Raw genomic sequence first — 21,677 nt, 5'->3', positions numbered from 1 at the left:
GGGCGTCCATGCTATCCGCCGAGCCGGAAGTATTGTCCAGTTGCGGAGAATTCAGATCCGCTGGTCTCGATTTCCTCGAGAATTTTGGGCAGCAGCACCGAGACCGGGGTTGGCCCGGAGAACGCCGCAGCCTGAATATCCTGTCGACCTGTGATGACCATTATGATCTGCGGTACGGGCTTGCCGGCCGCCTTGTCGGCGGGGTCGAGACTGGTCGGGATGTTGAAAATGGCCTTGTCCGATTGCACCACGATACGATCGTCGAGGCTGAACGCCATGCCCTCGTGGTCGATCAGCAGCACGCTGGAAATGAGGCCGCCATGCGTCACCAGCGTACCGCTGATCGGCGAACCGCTCGGCACCGACGTCCGATCGAGAACAAGCCGCGGCTTGTCGGCCGCTGTCTGATCCAGAAAGCGCAAAAAGTTGGTGACTTCGCATTGGGCGGGTTCAATGAGGCGGACGCTGATGTCCGGTTCGACATGGAATCTTGCCTGGAAATCGTACATCATTCGCTCGAATGGCGGGACCTCCGTTCCAAATCCCTCGATCGCGGCAGCCTTGTCGGTTGCCGACGTCAACGCCGCATAGAAACAATCGCCGCCGCTGAAGTCGCGCACCCAGGAGACCCGTTGCGCCATCGCATCGACGGGAGGAGCCGGCGGAGCTTCCGGTCTGGGCACATTCAAGGCGACGGTGCCGTCGTCCGGCGACTCGCCCGCCTGCGGTTGCGGCGCACGCTCCACCTTTAGCGCCTGCTCTGCGGCCCTGCGCGCGGCGTCGAGCTTGGCCCTCTCCGACGCGAGCCGCGCCGCCTGCTCCGCCTTCTGACGCTCTTCCTCTTCGGCTTGTGTCTTCGCCGTCTCTTCGGCCTCTCGCTCCGCTTTGGTCCTGGCTTCAACATCAGCCTTGGCTTCAACTTCAGCCTTGGCCTTGGCTTCCTCCGCAGCCTGTCGCTCGGGCTTCCGGCTCTCCACGGCATCGGACTGGACCGCTGGCGCCTGGGCTTTCTCGGCTGGTGCTACAGGCGCTACCTCGGCGGCCGGCGGAGCTGCCTGCTGGCTGTTGCCGGTCACCGCATCAGGCTGAATTGCCGGCGGAACCGCTTCGGGTGGTATTTGCACCTCGACTGCAGACGGCTCCGAGATTTCCTCGGTGGGCGGGGGGACTTTGGCCGGCTGTATCGGCTCCGGCTCCTGTCTGGCCTCGGCATCGGCCCGATTTTCGACGGGCGGCGCAGCGCCGTCCGGTTTTGGCTGCTGGGCTGGAATCCGCTTTGCCGGCTCATAGCCAGGCGGGCTCGCAGCGCCGCCCGCCGGGGCCGGCTTTGGTGCTTCTGGTGCCAAAAGCGGTGTATCGCCGGCGATCGGCGTGGAAGGTGTCATCAGGCCGCTCAGATAGACGCCTGCGCCGGAGACCACAGCCAGCGCCGCCAAGGCAGCGATTGCGACGTTGCGGGTCTTTGCAGGCTTCTGGGGGGCATCAGGCGTGACCGCGCGCGAAGGAGGGGCGACCTTCGAAGGCCGCGGTGTGGACAGATGCGCCGGCCGGACATGCGGAACGAAGCGCTGCTCCCCCGATTTCGCAACAGCCGGCAAGCCGTGCCCGGGGGCTTTGGAACCGGGCGCGACGGTTTCGCCGGTTCGCGGCAGACCAGTCCGGGCGCGAGGTGTGATGGACGGCGGAGGCGTTGTCTCCTCGCTGTCGTCACGCGTCAGCCTGGCGATGTCTGCCATGCTGACTGGCCGATCCCGCGGGTCCGGTTGCAGCATGGCTTCGACAATCTCGCGAAAATCGGCATCGATGTCGGACAGGTCCGGCACGGTTCGGCGCTTCTCAACGATCTCGAACTGGGAGCCGCCCATATCGATCGGCTTTCCGCGCAACGCAGCGGCCAGCACCAATCCCAGGCTGTAGATGTCGGACTGCTCGCTGACGTCGCCGCCAAACAGCCCGAGCTGTTCGGGAGAAACGTAGCTGTACTTTCCTGCGAACTTTCCGCCGATCAGGGTCTCCCCGCCGACGGTCGCCGATCGCGCGATGCCGAAGTCGATGATCTTTGCACGGTCGACCCGGCCTCCTGGCAGGATGATGTTATCCGGGGAAAGGTCGCGGTGTATTGCTCCCGCCTGGTGCACAGCGCTCAGACCGGATGCAAGGCGGTGGCAGAGCTTGCGCACATCTTCCGTCCGCATCGCGCCACGCCGCATGACGTCGAACAGCGATTCACCGTCGACGAATTCCATGGCAAGGTAGGGCCGGGCGATCCCGGGATCGATCGTGAAGACGTGATATCTGACGACCGCGTCGTGCGACAGGTGGTTGAGGATCGAGGCTTCCTTGCGGAACAGGGACAGGATCGTCTGGTCACGGGCGAACTCGGGCAGGACGATCTTGATCGCGACGTGGTCGCCGGTCTGGATGTTGTGGCCACGGTAAACCTCACCCATGCCGCCGGACGCGATCCGCTCGTCAAGTTCGTAGATGCCGCTGAGTTGCGTACCGACGGCGGTGTTTGCCAGGCCAGGCGATATTCGCGTCTTGTCGTCGGCGCTCATCAGCCTCCAACCTCCGCGGATGGATCAGTACGCGACCCATTGCTGCCGTCTCCGATCTTCACCAGCACAATCGTGACATTGTCTGTCCCGCCGCGCGCCAGCACTGTCTGCAGCAGGTTTTCGCACGCCGCCTGAGGTGTCGCGGACACCGCTGCCGCCTCGATCTCGGCGTCGGAGACGTGCGCCGTCAGCCCGTCGGTGCTCAACACGAAAATGTCCCCCGGCATGATTTCGCCTTGCTGGAAATCGATGACGATCTCGTCGCTGACACCAACCGCATGTGTGATGACATTGCGGCGCGGCCAGGTGAGCGCTTCGGCCGCGCTGATCATGCCTCTGTCGAGAAGTTCCTGAACCTCGGTATGGTCCCTCGAAATCTGCGAGATCGAGCCGTTGCGGATCAGATAGACCCGGCTGTCGCCCGCCCATAGGCAGGCAAACCGCCCATTCATAGCCAGCAAGGCAGCGACGGTGGAGCCTATGGTTACGCCGCGGGACTCCGATATCCCGCGGATTTCAGCATTGGCCCGACTCAGCCGGTCCTCGAAGCGCGCGCGAAGATCCGGTGCCGAACTTGCGATGCCGATCGTTGCCAGATGATCGACGATGCTGGCCGAGGCGACTTCTCCGGCATCATGTCCACCCATTCCGTCGGCCACGACCCAGAGGCCGGTTTCCGGCTCGACCAGATAGCTGTCCTCATTGAGCTCGCGGACACAGCCTCTGTGGCTAACGCCGAAGCTTTCAAAGGGAAGGGCGACATTGTTCATTTGCCACCAAGCGCTTCGCAAGCGTTCTCCGCGGCGCATTTTCCTGCGCTCGCTCGCGCCAGTTTGCCACAGGCGCGGATATTAGAATATCGAAATCAACGTCCGAGCGTCTGCGGCCCCTGGACGGCGTCATCATGCTGGAAAGCCCGAAGGCCATATCAAAAGGCCTTTGGGCAGCTGAACCCGGAAAGCGCGGGAAGGAGGAGGGGGTTGGGGTCCGAACCCGTCTGGATCCTATAGGCGACATCGCGCCCGCCGATCACGAAGCGGGCTTCCGTATTGCCGCCGGTGCTGGTGATATCAGCCTTGTCCAGCAATCGCTTCAGCGCCCACGGACCGTCGAACTTGATGGCGGACTCGCGGCCTGGCATTTCCGGCGTCAAGCTCAGGCTGGCGGACGCCGAAGTCCCGCTGCTCGGCCAGGTCACCGTGGTTGGCGCGTTGCCTGCCTGGTTGCTTTGGACGATCTGGCCGTCGACGTCGAGTATTGCCGCATCGGCATCGCCATGCAGTGAAACCGGCGTAAAGGTGACGCTCACCGACGGGACAGAACCACCGGAGGGAAAGAAGGCGTTGCGGATTTCGGCAGCAAGCTGGAAATCCTTCAAGGTCGACTTCGGAAGGTCGCGCCCCAAGCGCGCATCCTGTTTCCAACTCCAGTCCTGGCCGGTCATGTCGATCAGCGATGCGAGATTCTGTGCGAAGAACCGGTCCATCAGCCCGCCCGGAGCGAACAGTTTCGAGAAATCCGCCATTGCGATGTCCTCGGTGCCGTTGCCGGCGAAGGGATAATGTCCGTTGACCGCCTCTTCGCAGGCGCGCGTCACCGTCTGGTCGAGCATCTGGTTCAGATTCGCTACCGAGGTTTCGGCGACGTTGCCCTCAAACTCGTCGGCCGTCGCGTTGACCATCCGCGCGAGCTGCTTGGGCAGACGCGAGACATTGGCGCGAAGGGTGGATACCTGCAGTTGCAGATTCATGTTGACGCGTTCCGTCTGCGAAGGAACGTCGGCCGCCAGTTGCAGACTCTGGTAGATGTCACGGAAATTCTGGGTCAATGCATCTATCGGGCGGCGTCCGGAAGGACCGTTCACCAGCGTCTGGAATGACCTGAACTGCGCTTCGATCTTTGCTCCGGGATGCTGTGCGCTCGAGGACCCTGCGCCGGCGCGGCTTTGCGATTTGCCTGTGGCAATCTGTATGCCGATGCGCGCCAAGCCCTTGGCGATATCTGCAGACGCCTGCGGCTGGTTCTGAACCGCGCCGGATTCTAGCTCGGAGGCTCTGTTGCCTCCGGCTTCCCGCGTCAGGGCTGTCTCGTCGGCTATCGCCGTAAAAAGCTGGTCGATCGGCGAGGTTGGCGACGCGGCGGCGGAAAGCGCGAAATAATGCGGCTTGTCCTTCAGCATCGCTTTGAACCTCAATTCATCGAGAACGGCGTTCCACGCCGCGGTGAACTCGTTTCCGTACCGATCGAGAAGTTCTGGACCGAGCTTGAGCAATTCCTGATCGATGCCGCCTTGCTCGCCGCCACCGCCGAGGACCCATTGGTCGTCGACCAGCATCTGCGCGACGCGCGAGAGTTGCCCGAGGTAGAAGTCGTTGAAGCCGGCATGGGTGTAGATGCCGGGAACACCAACATCAGCCAGATCGCTGCCGTCTATGCGCTCGAACAGCAATTTCGCTTCCGGGCCACCTTTCGTTGAAACAGAAAAATCGTCCAGCGCCGCCGCGTATGTAGCCGACTTGATCAATGCGGAGGCACGATCGGCTAGGCTCATGCGCCCGAGCGAGCGCTGGGCGGATTCGACAAGCGGTCGGTTGAGTTCGAAAACCGGATCATAGGCGTCGTCCAATGCAAGCATGGCGCGCAAATGCTTTTCGAGCTGCGCCCGTCCCTCGCGGTTGTTTTCGCCCGGATACCGGTTCTGCTCCCAATCCTGTCTCATCCAGGAAACGATCAACGCGTCGTCGACCTTTGGCGCCTTGCCGCCAAGCATCAGATAGATTTTCAACGGTTCATAGAGCGCGGCGGGGTCAGCCATCTTGGCCTGGATCGTCCGCTCGGCCTGTATCAACAGGCGCGCGCGGAACGTGCGCTCCAGCGCTTGGCGGTATGCGGTTTTGGATGCCGAAAGAAGTCTTTCCCGCTGGCTGAGGCCGAACGTCTCCTCAACCGGCGTCGGCAAGTCGCCGGTTTCGAACCCTGCCGGCAGATTGCGCAACTGGTCGAGCGGGCCAATGACGTTTTCGAGATCGACATCGGTGACTTCAGTACTTTTGAGCAGCGGGCCCGCTGTCTCGCGATACTGGCTGATCTCCTGGGTGGTGGCGGCGATCAGCGATCTGTTGGCCGTGTAGCTCACGGCCATGGCGCCCAGGGCCACCGCGGCGATCAACGCGATTATGCCAAGGCCGCCATATCTGGCGACCGCCGCACGCCTTTCAGCCGATTTGTCGTATGAAACCCACCCGGCCTCGGCAAAAATGACACGGGTGAGAAGGTCGTGCAAAAAGAAGCTTTTGCCGGCGCCGGACAGATGCGTCCCGGGACTGCCGCCGAAACTGCGGCCGATTGCGCCGAGCACCTGGTCAATCGGTGTTCCTTCCTGCGTGCCTGATGAAAAATAAAACCCACGCAGACTAACATTCACCTGGCTGCGGGCCGGATCGAACAGGCTGGCGACGAAAGTGGCAATCCGTCCCTTCAGCGCGCCGAATTGCGCCGGAAAGCCGAAGAGGGCTATGCGCGCGACTGGATCAGCCTCTTCCTGCAGCCGGTCGGGTATCTCCTCCGTCAGCCGTTTTGCCAGGGCCTCGAACTCGGCCGGGGCCGCGCCGACCATGTTCTTGCCGCGATCCGTGGTCTGGAATGTCGCGCCCCACACCTTGCGCCGGCGCGGTTCGTCGAACCCGCCGAAATAATCCATGAACCCGGAGACAAGGTCGGCCTTGGTGAAAAGCAGGTAGACCGGGAACTGGACTTTCAGCGTTTCGTATGTTTCCCGCAAGCGGCTGCGTATTTCGCCGATATGGGCGTTCAATTGCTGATCATCGAAGCTGATGAGGTCGGCAAGGCTGATGGCCAGGATGACGCCGTTGATCGGTTGCCTAGTGCGGTATCTCTTGAGCAGCGCTAAAAAGCCAAGCCAACTTTTTTTGTCGCTCTCGGCGTGCGAATCCTGCGTTGTGTAGCGTCCGGCGGTGTCGATCAGCACCGCCTCGTCGGTGAACCACCAGTCGCAGGACCGTGTGCCGCCGATCCCGGCCACCGGTTGGGCGTCACCCGACCCGGCAAGCGGAAATTTCAGACCCGAATTGACCAGTGCCGTTGTCTTGCCAGCACCAGGCGGGCCGATGATGATGTACCAGGGGATCTCATAGAGGAAGTTGCCCCTGCCGCTCGACCGCTTCAGCGTCGCAATGGCCTCCTTCATGCGGGCCTCGAGCATCTGCGTCTCGCCATCTCTGTCGTCGCTGCGGACGATTGCCGCCTCGAGCGCTTTCTGCGCCTTTCGCATTTGCCAGAAACGGAAGCCGTAGAAGAGCGCCGCGATCGCCAGGGTGACGCCTATGATCGTGCCACGCAGCCAGACGGAGCCGAGCGGGCGGGTGTCGGCAAAGCGGATCAATGGCCCGGCAAACCAGACGGCTGCCGCGAAACCGGCCAGCGCGATGACGCTGAATATCTGCAGCAGCCAACGCGTCATGGGCGCTTCCAGCCGGCCGCGATCACAACGTCTCCTCCTTGGGGATCATCACGTCGACACGGCGATTCTGAGCGCGACCTTCCGGCGTCGTATTGTCGGCGATCGGCTCGTCCTCGCCCTTGCCCTCGACCGTGATCCGTGAAGGCTGGCTGAATTGCGGCGCCATCATTGCTTCGACAGCCTTCGCCCGGGCGACGGAAAGGTCGAAGTTGGATTTGAACGCGCTCGACTTTCGCGGTTTCACATTGTCCGTATGACCGACGATCCTGATCGGTCCGGGCTCGGTTTCCAGCGCGGCGGCGATGTCTGCAGCTATCGGTCCAAACTCTGGCTTTATCTCGGCCCTGCCGGACTGGAACAACAAGAGATTGTTGATTTCCACGACGATGAACCTGCCTTGCGTGCCGACGATCAGCCCGCCGCGCGCGATATCCTTGGCCAATGCGGTGCGGATGCGATCGATCTGGGTGACGGCGGCGGCGACAGGCGGAGCGGCTTTCACCGGCGCGGCCAACGGCGCCACGCTGGCGCGTTCGATGGTGACCGGCGTTGATGGATTGAGCGCCAGCAGTTGGCCGGCAGCGGCATCGCCCTCGTTGGTGACGAGAACCCGCAACGCGAAGAATGCTGCCGTCAGCAGCGCCGATGCAGCAGCCGCAACGGCCCAGAGCGGCAGCCGGGTGGACGATTTCGTCATTGTCGCCGCCATGCCCTGCCAGTGCGGCGAGACCTCTTCGTCGGTGCGAGCCCTGAAGTAGCGAAGCGTCTCATAGACGTCGCGTCGGACGCGTTCGAGGTCGGTGTCCTCGCGCGTCAGGCCTCGATATTGGCCTTCGAACCCCAATGACAGGCAGGCATGCATCAATTCGAGCAAATCGTAGTGTGCCTCCGGCGTGGCCAGCACCTTGTTCAGCGCTTCAAAAAAGCCCGTGCCGGTGGGTTCGACGTGAAAGAACCGCGACAGCATGCCGTGCTGCGCCCAGTCGTCACTCTTCGGCCAGGGCAGGTTGCCGATCAGATCGTCAGCGGTTTCGCAAAGGGCGAATACTGCGATCCGGGCATCCTCTTCGGGAACGTCTGACTTCTCCATTGTCCGGTCGAACTTTTCAATCGTATCGGCGACATGCTCCGCCAGTGGCTCCGCCTGTCTTTCGACTGACAGGAGCCTGAGCTGGCCGAGCAGCATCAGCAAGGGCACGGCCGCGGCGAGGATCGGGTTTGCGGCGGAATAGCTGACGCTGTCCGCGGCATCGAGCAGAACATCCTGCTGCATGGCTGGCGTCGCCGCGGAAGAGCCGGTTACCATCGCGGCATCGGAAGATGCGCCTTGATAGATCACAGTTCCGGATATCCAGCCCGGGGGCGCATGCCGGCCGACACCTGGATCGAAAATTGTTGAATCCTTGACTGGGGAGGGATCGCGCTGCCCGCCGCCAGTAACAGGCCCCTGAGCAGCTGGCGCCGATTTTTGCTCGCGTCGTGGATTTGCGCGAATGACCGTTTTGCCCGCCGGGCCGAAAGGATTGTCCTTCGAGCTCATTGCAGGTATTCCGTCCGGCCGCGATGCCCGCGTTTGCGCCAGATGGGCGCAGAGCGGTTCCTGGTCATGTGCAGGAAATGCAGGCGCTGCTGACGAGGGCAGTGTCTGGAAGAAAGTCGGCTACAAAACACTATCCCGCCGTAACATGACATTTGCCGCAGACCCCTAGGTCAATCAGCCTTACCCGCTGGCGAACTGTCGTATGTGATCGTAATCTCAGAAGCTGTCGATTGGAACCTAAAGCAGTGCTGCCAAAGGATTTTTCTTTGTCAACTTAAGCGCCGCGCGTCCTTTTGGACCGCAAAGGACTTTCCAGTTGCCGCCTAATTCGTTTCGCAACCAAAGGTCAACGCAGCAAACGATCCGATTTCCGGGGCATGCGCCCGATTCAGTCTTCCAGCCTATTTTTGCTTGTCGGCCTTGGCATAGGCTTCGCTGAAATAGGACAGGAATATATCCAGCATGCCGTTTTCGTGGGCTTCCTCCATGGTCCGCCATTTCGCGACAAAGGCGTCCCAGGCCAGGCCCTTCTTCGAACTGAACGAGGTCGGCGGTAGCTTTTTGCCGATCGCCTCGGGCGACAAGTCGTCAAGCAGCCGGGAGAGAGCAGCTTGCATGGCTGCGTAGGTGGCAAATTCGTGCGTCTTGAGATCACGGAATGCGTCTTCGATGCTGCGCTTGGCATCGAGATAGCCGGCTCTGCGCCGTGCGAACATGATCTCAAGGATGTCGTCGGTTCCCGGGACGAACTTTAGGGGATTGTTATCCTCAGCACTTATCATCGTCCGGTGTGTGCTCTTGGCCAGTATCTTCGCAGCCGCCCGTGCTTTCAGCAGCAAGGCCAGCTCCTCGACCACCGTCCGCAGCACCGCGCCGATTTCGGCAGCAACTTCATGCTTGTCACGCGATTGAAGCAATTCCGGTGAAATGCCGGCGGCGATCGCGATTACCCGCAGCAGCTCGTCTGCGTCAGGGCGGCGGGATGCGGACCCCGCCGAGGGCGGAGGAATGGGCTGCAGCAAGGAAGACGTCGATGCTGGCGCCTGCTGCCCGGCCCGCTGCTCCGCCGGACTGAAGAAAGGCTCGTTGCCGACGTCCAGCGGCCGGCCCGTGGCAACCGGCATTTCCCGTTGCGTCGAACCGCGATTGCCTTGAGCTTGGCCTGTCGCCGCTCGCTCGTCGTCAATCGCTACGGAGATGACGTAGCGGCCAATCAGCAGCCGGTCGCCATGACCGAGCCGATGCGGGCCGGCCATGCGCTGGCTCGATCCGTTGATGAAAGTTCCATTGCGCGAGACATCGTGCAGCCAGAACGCGCCCGCGTCGTACCTGATCTCGCAGTGCCGGCCGGAGATGAATTTGTCCGGGTCGGACAAGGTCCAGTCACAAGCCTCGCGTCCGATCTCGAAGCTGCGGTCACGGGCTGCATAGCCGGTTGAGATGCCAGCGGGCAGGGCGTCGACATTGTTGATCTGCAGCCTGATGAACATCCAAAATCGCCATCGATCGCCGATCGATACGCTACCATTCTAGCAGCTTGCAAGTAAAACAGGACAGCAGCGTTTCAAGTCGATGAAATCGATAAGGCAGGGTTCAACTGCCGCTCGTTCTTTTTGGTCGGCAGGAAAACTTGTGGTAGTCTCAACATGGCGTGGCGTTCCTGAAGGTGATGCTGATCACATAGCAGGAACTCCAAATCCGCTACACTGCGGCCGCGTCCAGGAGGGGCACGACCCATGCCGAACGAACGTGCTACGGTTGTGCAGACACCGGTTGGCGCCGAGTTGTTGACCTTCACCCATCTTGTCGGGCGCGACGAGATCAGTCGTTGTTTGGCCTATACTGTCGGGTTCGTCAGCAGCAGCCCCGATATCGACGCGCTCAAGATGCTGGGCGGTGCTGTCTCGATCGAAGGTGAATCCGATCCGAAACGCTGGTTCAGCGGGCTGATCTCGGAATTTCGGCTCACCCGGATCGAGGATAGGCTGGCATATTACGAAGCGGTCATCAGGCCATGGCTCTGGTTCCTAGGCAACACGACTGACTGCCGCATTTTCCAGAACATGAGCGTCATCGAGATCGTCGAGGAGGTTTTCTCGAAATACAGCACGGCAAAATTCGAGAAGCGCCTGCAAGGATCCTATCCGCCGCGCGAATACTGCGTGCAATATGACGAGACCGATCTCGATTTCGTGCAGCGGTTGCTCGAGCACGAAGGCATCCTGTATTTCTTCGAGCATGACGATGGCAAGCACACGCTTGTGCTCGCCGACGCAATGAACAAGCTGAAGCCCGCGCCGGGCTATGAGAAAGTACCCTATCACTTTGAAGGGCAAGGCTCCCGGCGCGATGTCGAGTATATAACGGAATGGATACCGGGCAGTTCGGTGCGGCCGGGCGCCTATGCGCATACCGACTATGATTTCCAGAAACCGGGCGCCGACCTGATGGCCAAATCCGCCCAGCCGTTCGGTCACAAATTGGCGGCGGGCGAAAACTACCGCCAGCCCGGCGCGCATCTTGACGTTGGCCGCGGCGATAGCCTGGCTGCGATCCGCCGCGAGGAAATCCAGGCCGTGCACCAGCGCATCGCTGCTGTCGGAACCGTGCGTGGGCTGTATTCGGGCTGCACGTTCCAACTGGACGGCTTCCCGCGTGAGGACCAGAATCAGGAGTACCTGGTGGTCAGCGCCGAATACAGGCTGTTCGATCCGGGCTACAGGGCCCTTGCCGACGTCGGCAGCGAGAACTTCAAGGTGATCCTCGGCGTGGCGCCGGCTGCCTTGCCCTATCGTCCGCCACGGATCACACCACGGCCGATCATGCGCGGTCCTCAGACGGCGACGGTGGTTGGCCCATCCGGCGAGGAGATCTTCACCGACAAATATGCCCGGGTGAAGGTCCAGTTCCATTGGGATCGTCTGGGCAAGAAGGACCAGAACAGCTCCTGCTTCGTGCGCGTCTCGCAGACCTGGGCCGGCAGCGGCTGGGGGTTCATCCAGATACCGCGCATCGGCCAGGAGGTCATCATCGATTTCATCGAAGGCGACCCGGATCTGCCGATCATCACCGGCAGGGTTTACAACGCCGCCCAGATGCCGCCGTACGGTCTGCCGGGCAGCGCCACGCAATCCGGCTGGAAGTCGGACTCCTCCAAGGGCGGTGGCGGCTATAACGAGCTGATGTTCGAGGACAAGGCCGGCTCCGAACTGGTCAATTTCCAGGCGCAGAAGGACCACAACCTGCTGATCAAGAACGACCGCACCAAGCTGGTGCAGCACGATCAGTCCGACCGCATCGACCACGACGCCAAGCACTCCGTCGGCCACAACCTCGACGAGGACGTCGGCAACAACAAGACGGTCAAGGTCGGGGTCGACCAGACCACCGACATTGGCAACAACGATACCGAGACGGTGGGGGTCGATCGCTCGCTGACGGTGGGGTCGAACGAGACGATCAATATCGGGTCGAACTCGACGGAGACGATCGGCATTGCGCATACACAGACGGTGGGCGCGCTTCAGACGATCACCGTAGGTGCGGCCCGCATCGACAGCGTCGGCGCGGCGGAGCAGCGCAGCGTCGGAGGTCTTCAAAGCAATACGATTGGCGCCACGCGATCGGTGACGGTGGGCGCAAGCCAGACGCACAGCATTGGTGCCGGTGACAATTGGACGATCGCTTCGGACCAGGGGGTTCAGATCGGCGGCGGTCAGACCTTCAAGATCGCCAAGGATCAAGGCACCCAAATTGGCGGCGGACGCTCGACCACAGTTGCCAAGGATGATTCAACGGAGATTGGCGGCGCGCACACCCTCAAGGTCGCCAAGAAGAGCTTTACTGAGGTCGGGGATGATGCGGCCATAGTGGTCGGCAAGAACCTCACCATTGAGGCCAAGGATTCCGTCACCATAAAAACCGGCAGCGCCGAGATCATTATGAAAAAGGACGGAACGATTACCATCAAGGGTAAGGATATCACTGTTAAGGGTTCGGGAAAGATAAACGTCAATGCTTCGAGCGATATCATCATGAAGGGCTCGGAGATAAAACAGAACTGAGGGCGCCCATGAACAATATCGACGAACGGATCGATGGCGTGGTGATTGGTCTGCTGCTCGGATTCGACGAGGGCACGCCGCTTGTGGTGTTTCCCGGCAATCCGGAGGAAGCAGCCTTGCCGGCGCGCAGTCTGACCGAACTGTCATCCGACATGATCGGCTCGCAAGTGGCGTTGCTGTTCGAAAACGCCGATCCGCTGAAGCCGCTGATTGTCGGGCGTATTGTCGATCCCGCAAAACGACAGACAAATAGCCCTCGTGCCGAGGCTCATGTGGTACGCGATGGCGAAACGGTGAAGATCAGTGCCAGCGAGCGGCTGGAGCTAAGATGCGGCAAGTCGGTCATCATCATGGAAAAGGACGGTCACCTCACCATTCGGGGTACATACCTGGTCAGTCACGCCAGCGCCTCCAATCGGATCCGGGGCGGTTCGGTGAACCTAAACTGATGCCCAAGCCGCCGGTTCTCGAAAACGTCGTGCGTCAGCATGCGGAGATGGCCGCTTTTTTGTGGACTGTTTACGACGGGCATCTGCTGAGCCCGGATAAAAATCCTGAAATGGACGAGGAACGCCTGAGCCGCCTTATCGAGCGTCTGGAGGCGCATCTGGACGGCTTGCGTGTAGCGGGAGCCGATGGGCTCCGGATCGCCGAGGAGCGCTATGCAGAATACCCTGACGCGGGCGAGCTGTTCGTGCTGCGCATGCTGGTGGCGGGGAAGCCGATCCTGGTCGCGGAACTCGACCTAGAAAAGGTGCGGGCATATCTCGACGCGCACCGGCGCGCGGACTGAGGATCAGCCGCCTTTGGGCCAGACGCCGCTGCGCAGATCGTCTACCTCCACAAGCGTCCAGGTGCCACCCGACAGCCGGAACATGCCGATCGTATCGATCGCCCAAAGCGCGGCTCCCGTCGACGACAACGAAATCAGTTGTAGCGGTTCCCTCGCGCAATCGGTCTCGATGGCAACGAGTTCACCTTTTTCATGCACATAGAGGTTGTGAAGGTCTGAGGGCGGATACTCTGCGATGCCGATGTAGCGGCGACCCGCATGAATCGCCGTGCGATGGAGCGAGCGCTGATTATCCGAGAAGACAACCTCAAAGCCCTCATCGAAGCCTCCAAGATAGATTTCAGCGCGGGGACTGTCTGCGGAAAGCGAAATCTGCGCGCCCTCGACGCGACCAGTCACCAGACGCGCGCCGGTGTCGATTGCCTGGGTTTCGACGGACGTGCCGCGGACCCGGGCCAGAGCGCCCAATGCACCGCAGAAGACATAGTCATCGCCGACCTTGAAGCCAAAATAATAGGGCGGATACTTCCGGGCGTATGTCCGTACCCGCCGCGTCTGCTGTTTCGGGTCGTCCGACCTCGGGGGCTTCGGCGCTGGCGTGTGCAGCGGCTCCCAATGTAGCCCAGAAACTGTAATCCGCCAGAGATTGGAATATTCGCCGCTGACATAGATGTGGGTACCTTCGCCGATTACCGAATAGACGTAAAACGGCTCCGGCGGCGGCGATATCTCGAACATCTTCTGCTTTGAGCGCTGGATGGCGAAAATCGTACCGTCAACGATGACCCAGATCAGCCCGCGACCTGCGTCGTAATGCGCCGACTGAACAGTCCCCAGCCCTTCGACGGAAAAGCTTTCGATCGTCTTGGCCTCGAAGTCGACGACATGAACCCACCAGGAATCCTCCTCGTCGTCGTCAATTGCGATGGCCGTGGTGTCGGAGATGGGCAGGGTGTACATGGTTCCCTCTTAGGGTTGGTTTCTTTCAGGATTATACGTCGAGCCGCTCAAGGCGCCTTTCGATCGACTCCTCGCTCCTCGGCGTGATCTGCTTGAGCTTGGCGCCCTTCTCCTTTGCGGCCGCGAATTGCTTGCTGATGCATTCCTTTGCTTTTTCGGCGCATTCAGCGTCGACGCCGCCTTGTTCGTATTCGACGATCTCGTCCAGGAGGTCGTTTGCGGTGTCCAATGCGTTGTCGACTGTCGGGCTCAGCTTACGGAATTTGTCGTCGAACTGATGTAGGAAGCCATGACCGCGCAGCGTCGCCAGGCTCTTGCCGCCAGAAGTCTTGGCATGGGCCTTGCCTTTCGCGACGATCGTGGTTTTCGCCTGCTTGCCCTTCTTCGTGGTCGGACTCGCCTCGTTTGCCGCGGCGCCGTTGGCGTTTCCGCCGACGCAGATGCAGCAGCCCTGATCGATCCTAGGAAAGGTGTCGTCCAATCGTGTCGTATCCTTCTTTTTAGTGCCCGCCACCCGTTTTGCTGTAGCCTCGGCCTTTTCCCGGTTCGTCTTACGAAGATACTCATCGGGAATGATATGGTGCGCCTGACCTCCGCGATCGGCACAATCGCCCTGGGTGTCCTCGTAGGACCCGACGAGGCAGGTGTCCGTTTTGAAGGTCGGCGGCGCGGGCATGCCAGCGATGACCATCGGCGGCGCATCGCCCGTATTGCTTGCATGATTGCTGGTGGACATGTCACCCAGCCGCGCAACGCCCTTGCTCTCGACCTTGACATCAGATGACCAAGCCTGCGCGTAGATCTTGCCGGTGTTCTTCGAAGTAATGATGCCCTTTTTGGCGGCCGCCCCTGCCTCATCGCCCGAGCATTTCTTGTATTTGCTGCTATTCTCCTGGCTTATCGGCTTGCCACCGATCTTGACGGTACCGCTGCCGGAAGTTAGATCGGAGTCGAACCCGAAATCGGGATAGGGAACGGGCACGCCCGGTGGCGTTGCAGGATTTTCGGGCGGTGTGAAACAGACATCGGGAAACGCCGCAATTACCTTGCACCCTTGCGCCTCGGATGAGATTTCTCGCCCGTTTGCGAAAACCGTCATTTTGCCGCCACCACGGCGGCCCCGCAGGCGCCGTCGTCGCCCGACGCCTCTACCAGGATCGGTCCCGGAGGTGCGTAGCCACGCTCCATCGCGGCGAGTGTCCAGCCAAGCATGGCAGGAACAGCGGCAGCCCCGATATTCCCCAGGCTCCCACCCAATGTCCATATTGGCTGAACCGGCGACCGCTCGCGCTGGGTGCGCAGCATGGCCAGGGCGGTCTGTTGGAACCAGTACGTTTCGCCGATCAGGTCTCCCATTTTGAGAGTGACATCGGAATGGAGGCAGCCTGATCCGGCAAACGCGCCCTTGTAGGCTGTTGCCATCCCTTCACCTCGGAAGGGAATATCCGCCTCATTGTAGATGGGAGCTTTCTCCCGTGCGAGGCCTAGGCCTGTGAGCCGGACGCGGCCGCCCGAGGGCGCGCAGAGGATCGCGGCAGCTGCCTCGCCCGGGATGAAACCGTTCGAGTTCTTCTTTGTCAGCAGTCGATCCCGCTCGAGATAGTGACTGATGCACTGCGCAGTCAGATAGCTGTCGACCCCGACGATCATTACGAAGGCAGCCGCCCTCGAGACAAGCAGACGGCGAGCTGCATCGAGGGCGACGTGGCCGGAAGGGCGGCCATGCGCGACGACGCGAGCGGGAATTGGGCTGCCGATCTCGGCTATTTGCTCGATTTTGATGAGCAACTGCTGGCTGTCAGGTGCTTGGCGCCCGGGGCGGCCCTCCTCGGCGAGGCAGAGTATGAGGGCCGTTCGGCCGCGGGCCTCGGGCACAGCGTCGAATGCTTCGACGATGGCGGCGGCCGCCATATGGGCCATGCGCTTTTCGCCCATCCAGTCTCGTGGCAGCGGGACAGGCGCGCCTATCAGCCGGTCGCCGTCGGGGCCGAGAAAGCGGGTCTCTTGGAAGCCATCAAGTCTGGCGCGCATGGCTGCACAGCTCGAGGGCGCATCCAGCCCAACGGCAGTGACCATACCTGCGGATATGATGCTGAGTGGAGCCGTCATGCCGCCTCCGACTCTCCGCCCTCCTCGACGCGAGGACGCATCTTTGAGAGGCCGACATACTGTTTGCCGGTTGCCCGTGCGTGCCTCATGCCAGGCGTCGGTGGACCGACCCAGCCTTCAGAGAACTCAAGAATCGTGCGTTGTAGACGTTGAGACACCCGCCACACCAGCGAGAACCGCCGCTTCTCCAGATCGAACAGGATCGTGTCGGGATGCAGCACCCCCTCGAAGGCCTTGGTGCTACCTTTGAGTAAGGTCATCTCCAGCCCGGTCGGCGGCAAGCGGAAAATTACGCGTCCTTCCGGCGTCAGGTTGACGAGTTGCACCTCCTCGCCGCCGCGCGGGAAATCGATCTGCTGGTCAGGCGGGGCCATCTGGAAATAGCGCTCGTCAAAATCCTGCGGCAGGAAGGGGAAGACGTTGTCGATCCAGTTCTGGTCGTAGGTGCCACCATATTCAATGCGGCCCGGCCAACCGCGGCCCATCGGCCCGAAACTCATCGGGTAATAATCGCCGAAGGGCGTGCGGATGTCTTCGCCGGGCTTCTGCGTGTTCGGTAGGCGCAGGCCGGGAATCAGGCGTTGATTTTTTGTCTGCGACCAACCGGTGCCGACTGGATTGCGCAGATAAGCGCCCGGCAGTTTCTCCTCCGGGTTCAACCGGTCGATGCCACCCCAAGCCCGATCGTAGGTGATCGGCATTTTGAGGAAGGGCTGCGGCGATGTGGCTGTGAAAAGCGGGCCGATGGAGCGCCATTCGCGATTGCCCACCACCTCGAAGAGTTTCGACCAGTTGCCGATCTTGATGCCGACAGGCACCCGCTCGGCCGGCCGGCCGCCAGGTGCGTAAGCACAGCCGTTGGCAATCACGTCGCAGCGCGGCTTGCGAAATGCGAAGTCGGTTTCCCAGAGTGTGGCGGAATAACCCGGTTCACCTGTTTGCGTGTCGGCGAAAACCAGCGGAACTTGTTCCGCCGATTTGCGCACGTTTCCGCCAGGTGTCTCCGGAAAATCGAAGGTACCCTTCACCACCACGACAAGCCAATCGTGCCCTGCAACATCCGTTGCTGCCGTGAACTGGTGTGGATAACCCATCTGGTTCCAGATCTGCATCAGCTGGTCTCCCAGTTGGCGGCGAAAATCTGCTCCAGCGTCGCTTGCGGCGATTGCGGGTCGACGTCGAAAATGTCCGAGCGGGCGGTCCACATCACCATGTCGTCGATGACATCTCCGTCCTCCTTAATGGATGGCACCGGCAGGGCGGTCAGTGCGGCATCCAGTTCGTCGGGTGTGAGCACACCGCGTTGGGCGGCGAAGGCCGCAGCCTCGATGCTGTCGAACCAACCGTCGCCATGAGTAAGCTGGAAGGAAGCATCAGAGAGCTGCGCGACGACACTCAGCGGAAACTGCCTCCCGACCCTGTCGGCGCTCTGCAGAACAATGCCTGCTGATGCGCCGAAGCAAGCCGGGCCGGCCAGGAAGCGCAACGCGGTGCTGCCGGGCCACCCATCTCGGCCCATCAGCGGGACGATGTGGAGCGCCAGCCAGCGGTCCCAGACGCGCACAAAGTCCCCCGGCAGCCGCCGCGTGACGAAATCGCCGGTGGCAGGCATTTTGCCGTAGAAGCCGGGCAGGATCATATCTGGGGCGGACATGAGAACTTCTTGAACATCTGAAGATTGTAGGGGTTTTCGACGCTTGCTGCCTTGAGTTCGAAATCGGCGTACATGCCTTGCGTCCCCAATCGCAGGCTGTAGACATCGGACAGCGACGTACCGGTGAAGCGGCCGCTGCGCAGCATCCGCAGCCATGCCCAACTGCCGGTCTCGTTGAGCATAATTTCGGGTGAGCCGTCGATCGGCTGGAAGGCAAGCGAGATGACGCCGGTGCCGTCCTTGCCGGGCCATGTCATCGGTTGCGGGCGCGTCGCGTTGTTGAAGTAGACGAGGTTCTGGCCATCGAGATTGAGCGTGACGCGTGTGACGTTCGGAGACAGATCTTTGGGCTCGAGCGTGAAGTTCATCACCGGGCCGGTACCGCCGGGAAAGAGGTCGTCGCGGATCCGCCTGGCCTGTTCGAACGCTGCCAGAGCCGCCGGGTCCAGGCCGAAGTCGGCACGCCATTTCCATGGCTGGCTGGCGGTGTCGACATAGCTGATCAGGTGATCGTTGATGAAGGCGTCGATCATCCCGGCCGGTCCGAACAGGCGAGAAAAATCGCGGACATTGACGTCGACCGCGCTTTCAGGGCTGAAGGGATATCGGTCGTTCAGCGCCGCCTGGCAGAATGGCAGGATATCGGCGCGCCAGATGGCGTTGAGCTCCGAGGTGACCGCCTTCTGCGTTAGGCCGCTGGTATCGCCGGCGATGCCGCCGAGCCAGTCGTCGACCGGATCGGGCAGGATCTGCGCTTGCCTGGCGACCGCTCCCGTCAGTTCGGCGAGGCCGCCCTGCTTCTTGATGGCGTCCTGGGGGTCGGGATTGGCCGTGACCGTCTGCAGCACGTTGGACAGGGCGGTCAGGGCCACCACCGCTGCGTCGAGTGCCGGCGGCTGGCCGTCAACTTCGGCGATTGCGCCCTTGAGCGGCTTGAAGTGTTCGGCCACAAGATTGCCGGTAAGATCCACTTCGTCGGGGGAGCCGGCGCGTGGCAGTAGTTTTGCGCCCGTCTTGACGATTTTTCCCAGCTTCCCCAGCTTGCCGAGTAGTTTCGAGCCGCCCTTGGCCGCTGCCTTGTTATCGGCGGGTGCTTCATCGGATCGGGTAAGGTCGGTCTCCTGAATGACTGCCGTAAGCAGGCGTTTCAGCGCGGAATCGGCGCTTGAAAGGTCCTTGAGATTCTCGCTGGCGACATTCAGGTCGGTCAATGGCGCGAGCGTCATATCGCGCAGGAAACTGTCCCATTGGGCGATGTAGTCTTCGTAATAGAGCTTCAGAATATCCTCGGACAGCGCCGAGACAGAGGTTTCGGAATTCTCCGAGCAGCCGCCGGCGAAGACCGCTCGATCCAGCGCCGCCTGGGCGGCGACATCCTCTACCCGGTCGAGAATGGCATCGTGGAAGCCGGAATAGGTGAATGCTCCCGAAATGCCGACGCGAAGCGTCTTGTCGGAACGCCGCGCAAAAACCTTGCCGCCGTTGGGTCCGGCAAAATTCGCGGGGATCCATTCCTTGAGCCCGGCCACCGCCGGGTCGGCCAGCAGCTGCCTGTAGGCACGCGCCGGCAACGAAATCGTGCAGACTGTTTTCAGCGCCTCGGCAACCAGCGCCTGATCCGGCGCGATATAGCTGTCGTCGACCGCCATGCGGCGGATCGCGGCAAGCTGGTGCTCTTCCGCGTCGGCGGTCGGGAAGGGCGCCGCCGGTGCGAATTCGGGCAAGTCGTTCACCCACCAGTTCTGGACGAAATCGGGATCCATCTGCGACAGGCCTGTCATCATGCGATAGGTCTTCAGCGCCCCCAGCATGAAATCCGGATCGCGGATCTGTCGCCACATGGTTGCCTCGAGCAGAGCGATCATGTGCGGCTCGAGAACGTTGCGCAGAGCGTGGTCGTAGGTGTCGGCCTGCGCGCGCAGCAGTTCCGCCGAGGCCGACGGTCCGAGCAGATCCTGGGCGCTGCCAGGCGGTTCGGTTCGGGCATTTGCGACCTCGGCCATCGCGTTCAGCGCGCCATCGATGGCCGGCTGCTCCACCGACGCCGGGGTTGCCGCGACCGTGGTCAGAGGCGTCTGCAGCGCTTCGAACTGGCTTGCCTGCGCCGCGATCGCATTGCGATTGTCATAGTAGGACCAACTGAACATTGCGCCGGCCAACAGCGCCGCGGCGGCACATGCGGCTGCGGCGCCACGCCAGATCCAGGTGCGGCGACGCTGCGCCAGCGGATCGAACGTCCCCAGGCCCGCTTCCCTGAAGATGACCTCGGTCAGCAGGTTCTTCAGGAAAAAGCTGCGTTTTTCGATGCGCTGCGCTGGCATGGCCCGTCGCGGCGGAAGACCGAAGGAAGAAGACAGCGCCGCGGCCAGCCGGTCGATGGGCGCCCCTTCCTGGGTTGCTGACGTCAGATAGAGGCCGCGCAGCCAGGCGGCTTCCTCGTACCGGCTTTCGCCGAACATTGCCTCGATCAGCACCTGGATTGGTTCGGACAGACTTGCAAGCTGGGCGGGAAACCGGAAGATCTCGGCGCGGGCGGCGAGTTTGTCCTCGTCCTCCAGGCGCGGCACCAGCCGCCGCTCGAGTTCCGTCGCCAGAGTGGCGATTTCCCGCTCTATGGTCTTTGCGTCGACACGCGCATCCAGCGCGAAGGTCGTGCCCCAGACCTGCTCGCGCGAGGCCGTCGAAAGGCCGCCGAAGAAAGCCTCGAAACCCTTGATCAGGTCGGCCTTGGTCAGCATCAGATAGACCGGAAGACGGATTTCGAGCCGGTCGTTGAGCTCTGCCAGCCGACGGCGGATCTTGCGGCCATGTGCCTTGATGGCTTCGTCGCCCTCCGAAAACACGTCGATCGATAGCGCGACGATCACCCCGTTCAGCGCCCGGCGACCCCGGTGTTTCTTCAAAAGGTCGAGGAAACCTAGCCATTCCGCCGCATCGACGTCGGGCTGGCTCTCCTGCTGGACATAGCGGCCAGCCGTGTCGATCAGAACCGCGTTCTCCGAAAAGAACCAGTCGCAGTTACGCGTTCCGCCAACGCCTTGCAGGTCGTCGGTGAGATCGATCGGGAAGTTCAGCCCGGACTGCCGCAGGGCCGTGGTCTTGCCTGTGGCCGGCGGCCCGACGATCAGGTACCAGGGCATCTCGCGCAGGAACTTGCGCCCGCCCAGCTTGCGGCGCTTCAGTTCGGCCATCACTTCGGCGAACTTGGCACCGACGGCGGCGACGTTCTCCTCGCCTGGGCTGAGCGGCTTTTCCACCGCTGGCGCGGCGATCTCGGCGACGAACATGCGGTTGGCGCGGATCGCCCGGCGCTGGGCGACGATCAGCCAAATCAGCCAGAAAATGACCAGCAGCGCGATGATGACGATGCGCACATTTTCCGAGGCGAAGGGTTCGTAGGCGCCAACCCTGACGATCGGACCGAACACCCAGATAACCAGGGAAAGCAGTGTGATGCCGATCAGCGTCCAAAGCCAGCTCGATGTCAGAACCGCCCAGAGGAAGCGCAGGATGAACATC

14 protein-coding genes are annotated in these 21,677 nt (G+C 61.8%); 3 read left to right on the top strand and 11 right to left on the bottom strand.

Annotation, left to right across the window (positions count from 1 at the left end; genetic code table 11):
• Nucleotides 1–11: 11 nt before the first annotated feature.
• The 5 genes from AC0L26_RS15165 to tagH all read right to left on the bottom strand — a co-directional run bounded on the left by AC0L26_RS15165 (nucleotide 12) and on the right by tagH (nucleotide 10,068).
• Nucleotides 12–2,558: a serine/threonine-protein kinase gene (locus tag AC0L26_RS15165; RefSeq protein ID WP_473633263.1), complete on the bottom strand. Its 2,547-nt coding sequence runs from the start codon at nucleotides 2,556–2,558 to the stop codon at nucleotides 12–14.
• Nucleotides 2,558–3,328 carry a PP2C family protein-serine/threonine phosphatase gene (locus AC0L26_RS15160; RefSeq protein WP_473633543.1) on the bottom strand — a complete coding sequence of 257 codons (771 nt, stop codon included), beginning with the start codon at nucleotides 3,326–3,328 and terminating at the stop codon, nucleotides 2,558–2,560. The genes AC0L26_RS15165 and AC0L26_RS15160 overlap by 1 nt, the downstream gene beginning before the upstream one ends.
• Before the next feature lie 158 nt (nucleotides 3,329–3,486).
• Complete coding sequence (gene tssM / locus AC0L26_RS15155; RefSeq protein ID WP_473633262.1) at nucleotides 3,487–7,038, bottom strand: type VI secretion system membrane subunit TssM; 3,552 nt, start codon at nucleotides 7,036–7,038, stop codon at nucleotides 3,487–3,489.
• Between the two features lie 22 nt (nucleotides 7,039–7,060).
• The gene (gene tssL / locus AC0L26_RS15150) at nucleotides 7,061–8,578 is read right to left on the bottom strand and encodes a type VI secretion system protein TssL, long form (RefSeq protein WP_473633261.1); all 1,518 of its coding nucleotides are present in this window, start codon (nucleotides 8,576–8,578) and stop codon (nucleotides 7,061–7,063) included.
• Between the two features lie 401 nt (nucleotides 8,579–8,979).
• The gene (gene tagH / locus AC0L26_RS15145) at nucleotides 8,980–10,068 is read right to left on the bottom strand and encodes a type VI secretion system-associated FHA domain protein TagH (RefSeq protein ID WP_473633260.1); all 1,089 of its coding nucleotides are present in this window, start codon (nucleotides 10,066–10,068) and stop codon (nucleotides 8,980–8,982) included.
• Between the two features lie 246 nt (nucleotides 10,069–10,314).
• On the opposite strand from tagH, the gene AC0L26_RS15140 reads away from it, so the two are divergent.
• From AC0L26_RS15140 to AC0L26_RS15130, 3 genes are read left to right on the top strand one after another with little or no spacing between them, the layout of a single operon-like run.
• Nucleotides 10,315–12,642 carry a type VI secretion system Vgr family protein gene (locus tag AC0L26_RS15140; protein WP_473633259.1) on the top strand — a complete coding sequence of 776 codons (2,328 nt, stop codon included), beginning with the start codon at nucleotides 10,315–10,317 and terminating at the stop codon, nucleotides 12,640–12,642.
• A gap of 8 nt (nucleotides 12,643–12,650) precedes the next feature.
• Nucleotides 12,651–13,091, top strand: coding sequence for a DUF6484 domain-containing protein (locus AC0L26_RS15135; protein WP_473633258.1), 441 nt, complete (start codon nucleotides 12,651–12,653; stop codon nucleotides 13,089–13,091).
• The gene (locus AC0L26_RS15130) at nucleotides 13,091–13,435 is read left to right on the top strand and encodes a hypothetical protein (RefSeq protein WP_473633257.1); all 345 of its coding nucleotides are present in this window, start codon (nucleotides 13,091–13,093) and stop codon (nucleotides 13,433–13,435) included. The genes AC0L26_RS15135 and AC0L26_RS15130 overlap by 1 nt, the downstream gene beginning before the upstream one ends.
• Before the next feature lie 3 nt (nucleotides 13,436–13,438).
• Here AC0L26_RS15130 and AC0L26_RS15125 read toward each other — a convergent pair whose 3' ends face one another.
• Genes AC0L26_RS15125 through tssM (AC0L26_RS15100) form a run of 6 tightly spaced genes read right to left on the bottom strand, consistent with a single transcriptional unit; the run spans nucleotide 13,439 to nucleotide 21,676 of the window.
• The gene (locus AC0L26_RS15125) at nucleotides 13,439–14,395 is read right to left on the bottom strand and encodes a hypothetical protein (RefSeq protein ID WP_473633256.1); all 957 of its coding nucleotides are present in this window, start codon (nucleotides 14,393–14,395) and stop codon (nucleotides 13,439–13,441) included.
• Between the two features lie 31 nt (nucleotides 14,396–14,426).
• On the bottom strand, nucleotides 14,427–15,494 hold the full coding sequence (locus tag AC0L26_RS15120; protein WP_473633542.1) for a DUF4150 domain-containing protein: 1,068 nt from the start codon (nucleotides 15,492–15,494) through the stop codon (nucleotides 14,427–14,429).
• A complete protein-coding gene (locus tag AC0L26_RS15115; RefSeq protein WP_473633255.1) occupies nucleotides 15,491–16,504 on the bottom strand; it encodes a 3-oxoacyl-ACP synthase in 1,014 nt (337 codons plus the stop codon). Before AC0L26_RS15115 ends, AC0L26_RS15120 begins: the two co-directional genes overlap by 4 nt.
• Nucleotides 16,501–17,616 carry a DUF2169 family type VI secretion system accessory protein gene (locus AC0L26_RS15110; RefSeq protein WP_473633254.1) on the bottom strand — a complete coding sequence of 372 codons (1,116 nt, stop codon included), beginning with the start codon at nucleotides 17,614–17,616 and terminating at the stop codon, nucleotides 16,501–16,503. Before AC0L26_RS15110 ends, AC0L26_RS15115 begins: the two co-directional genes overlap by 4 nt.
• Entirely contained in the window at nucleotides 17,616–18,143 is a 528-nt protein-coding gene (tagF, locus tag AC0L26_RS15105) for a type VI secretion system-associated protein TagF (RefSeq protein WP_473633253.1), read from the bottom strand. The genes AC0L26_RS15110 and tagF overlap by 1 nt, the downstream gene beginning before the upstream one ends.
• A complete protein-coding gene (gene tssM / locus AC0L26_RS15100; RefSeq protein WP_473633252.1) occupies nucleotides 18,140–21,676 on the bottom strand; it encodes a type VI secretion system membrane subunit TssM in 3,537 nt (1,178 codons plus the stop codon). The genes tagF and tssM (AC0L26_RS15100) overlap by 4 nt, the downstream gene beginning before the upstream one ends.
• Between the last annotated feature and the right edge of the window lies 1 nt (nucleotide 21,677).

The sequence above is a fragment of the Mesorhizobium sp. WSM4823 genome, assembly GCF_055811195.1.
Note: the sequence above shows the minus strand (reverse complement) of the source record. Positions and strands in the feature narration are given on the sequence as shown.

Excerpts from the sequence above, each read along its gene's own strand:
- AC0L26_RS15165 (WP_473633263.1), bottom strand. The coding sequence starts at position 2,558 with ATGAGCGCCGACGACAAGACGCGAATATCGCCTGGCCTGGCAAACACC.
- AC0L26_RS15160 (WP_473633543.1), bottom strand. The coding sequence starts at position 3,328 with ATGAACAATGTCGCCCTTCCCTTTGAAAGCTTCGGCGTTAGCCACAGA.
- tssM (WP_473633262.1), bottom strand. The coding sequence starts at position 7,038 with ATGACGCGTTGGCTGCTGCAGATATTCAGCGTCATCGCGCTGGCCGGT.
- tssL (WP_473633261.1), bottom strand. The coding sequence starts at position 8,578 with ATGAGCTCGAAGGACAATCCTTTCGGCCCGGCGGGCAAAACGGTCATT.
- tagH (WP_473633260.1), bottom strand. The coding sequence starts at position 10,068 with ATGTTCATCAGGCTGCAGATCAACAATGTCGACGCCCTGCCCGCTGGC.
- AC0L26_RS15140 (WP_473633259.1), top strand. The coding sequence starts at position 10,315 with ATGCCGAACGAACGTGCTACGGTTGTGCAGACACCGGTTGGCGCCGAG.
- AC0L26_RS15135 (WP_473633258.1), top strand. The coding sequence starts at position 12,651 with ATGAACAATATCGACGAACGGATCGATGGCGTGGTGATTGGTCTGCTG.
- AC0L26_RS15130 (WP_473633257.1), top strand. The coding sequence starts at position 13,091 with ATGCCCAAGCCGCCGGTTCTCGAAAACGTCGTGCGTCAGCATGCGGAG.
- AC0L26_RS15125 (WP_473633256.1), bottom strand. The coding sequence starts at position 14,395 with ATGTACACCCTGCCCATCTCCGACACCACGGCCATCGCAATTGACGAC.
- AC0L26_RS15120 (WP_473633542.1), bottom strand. The coding sequence starts at position 15,494 with ATGACGGTTTTCGCAAACGGGCGAGAAATCTCATCCGAGGCGCAAGGG.
- AC0L26_RS15115 (WP_473633255.1), bottom strand. The coding sequence starts at position 16,504 with ATGACGGCTCCACTCAGCATCATATCCGCAGGTATGGTCACTGCCGTT.
- AC0L26_RS15110 (WP_473633254.1), bottom strand. The coding sequence starts at position 17,616 with ATGCAGATCTGGAACCAGATGGGTTATCCACACCAGTTCACGGCAGCA.
- tagF (WP_473633253.1), bottom strand. The coding sequence starts at position 18,143 with ATGATCCTGCCCGGCTTCTACGGCAAAATGCCTGCCACCGGCGATTTC.
- tssM (WP_473633252.1), bottom strand. The coding sequence starts at position 21,676 with ATGTTCATCCTGCGCTTCCTCTGGGCGGTTCTGACATCGAGCTGGCTT.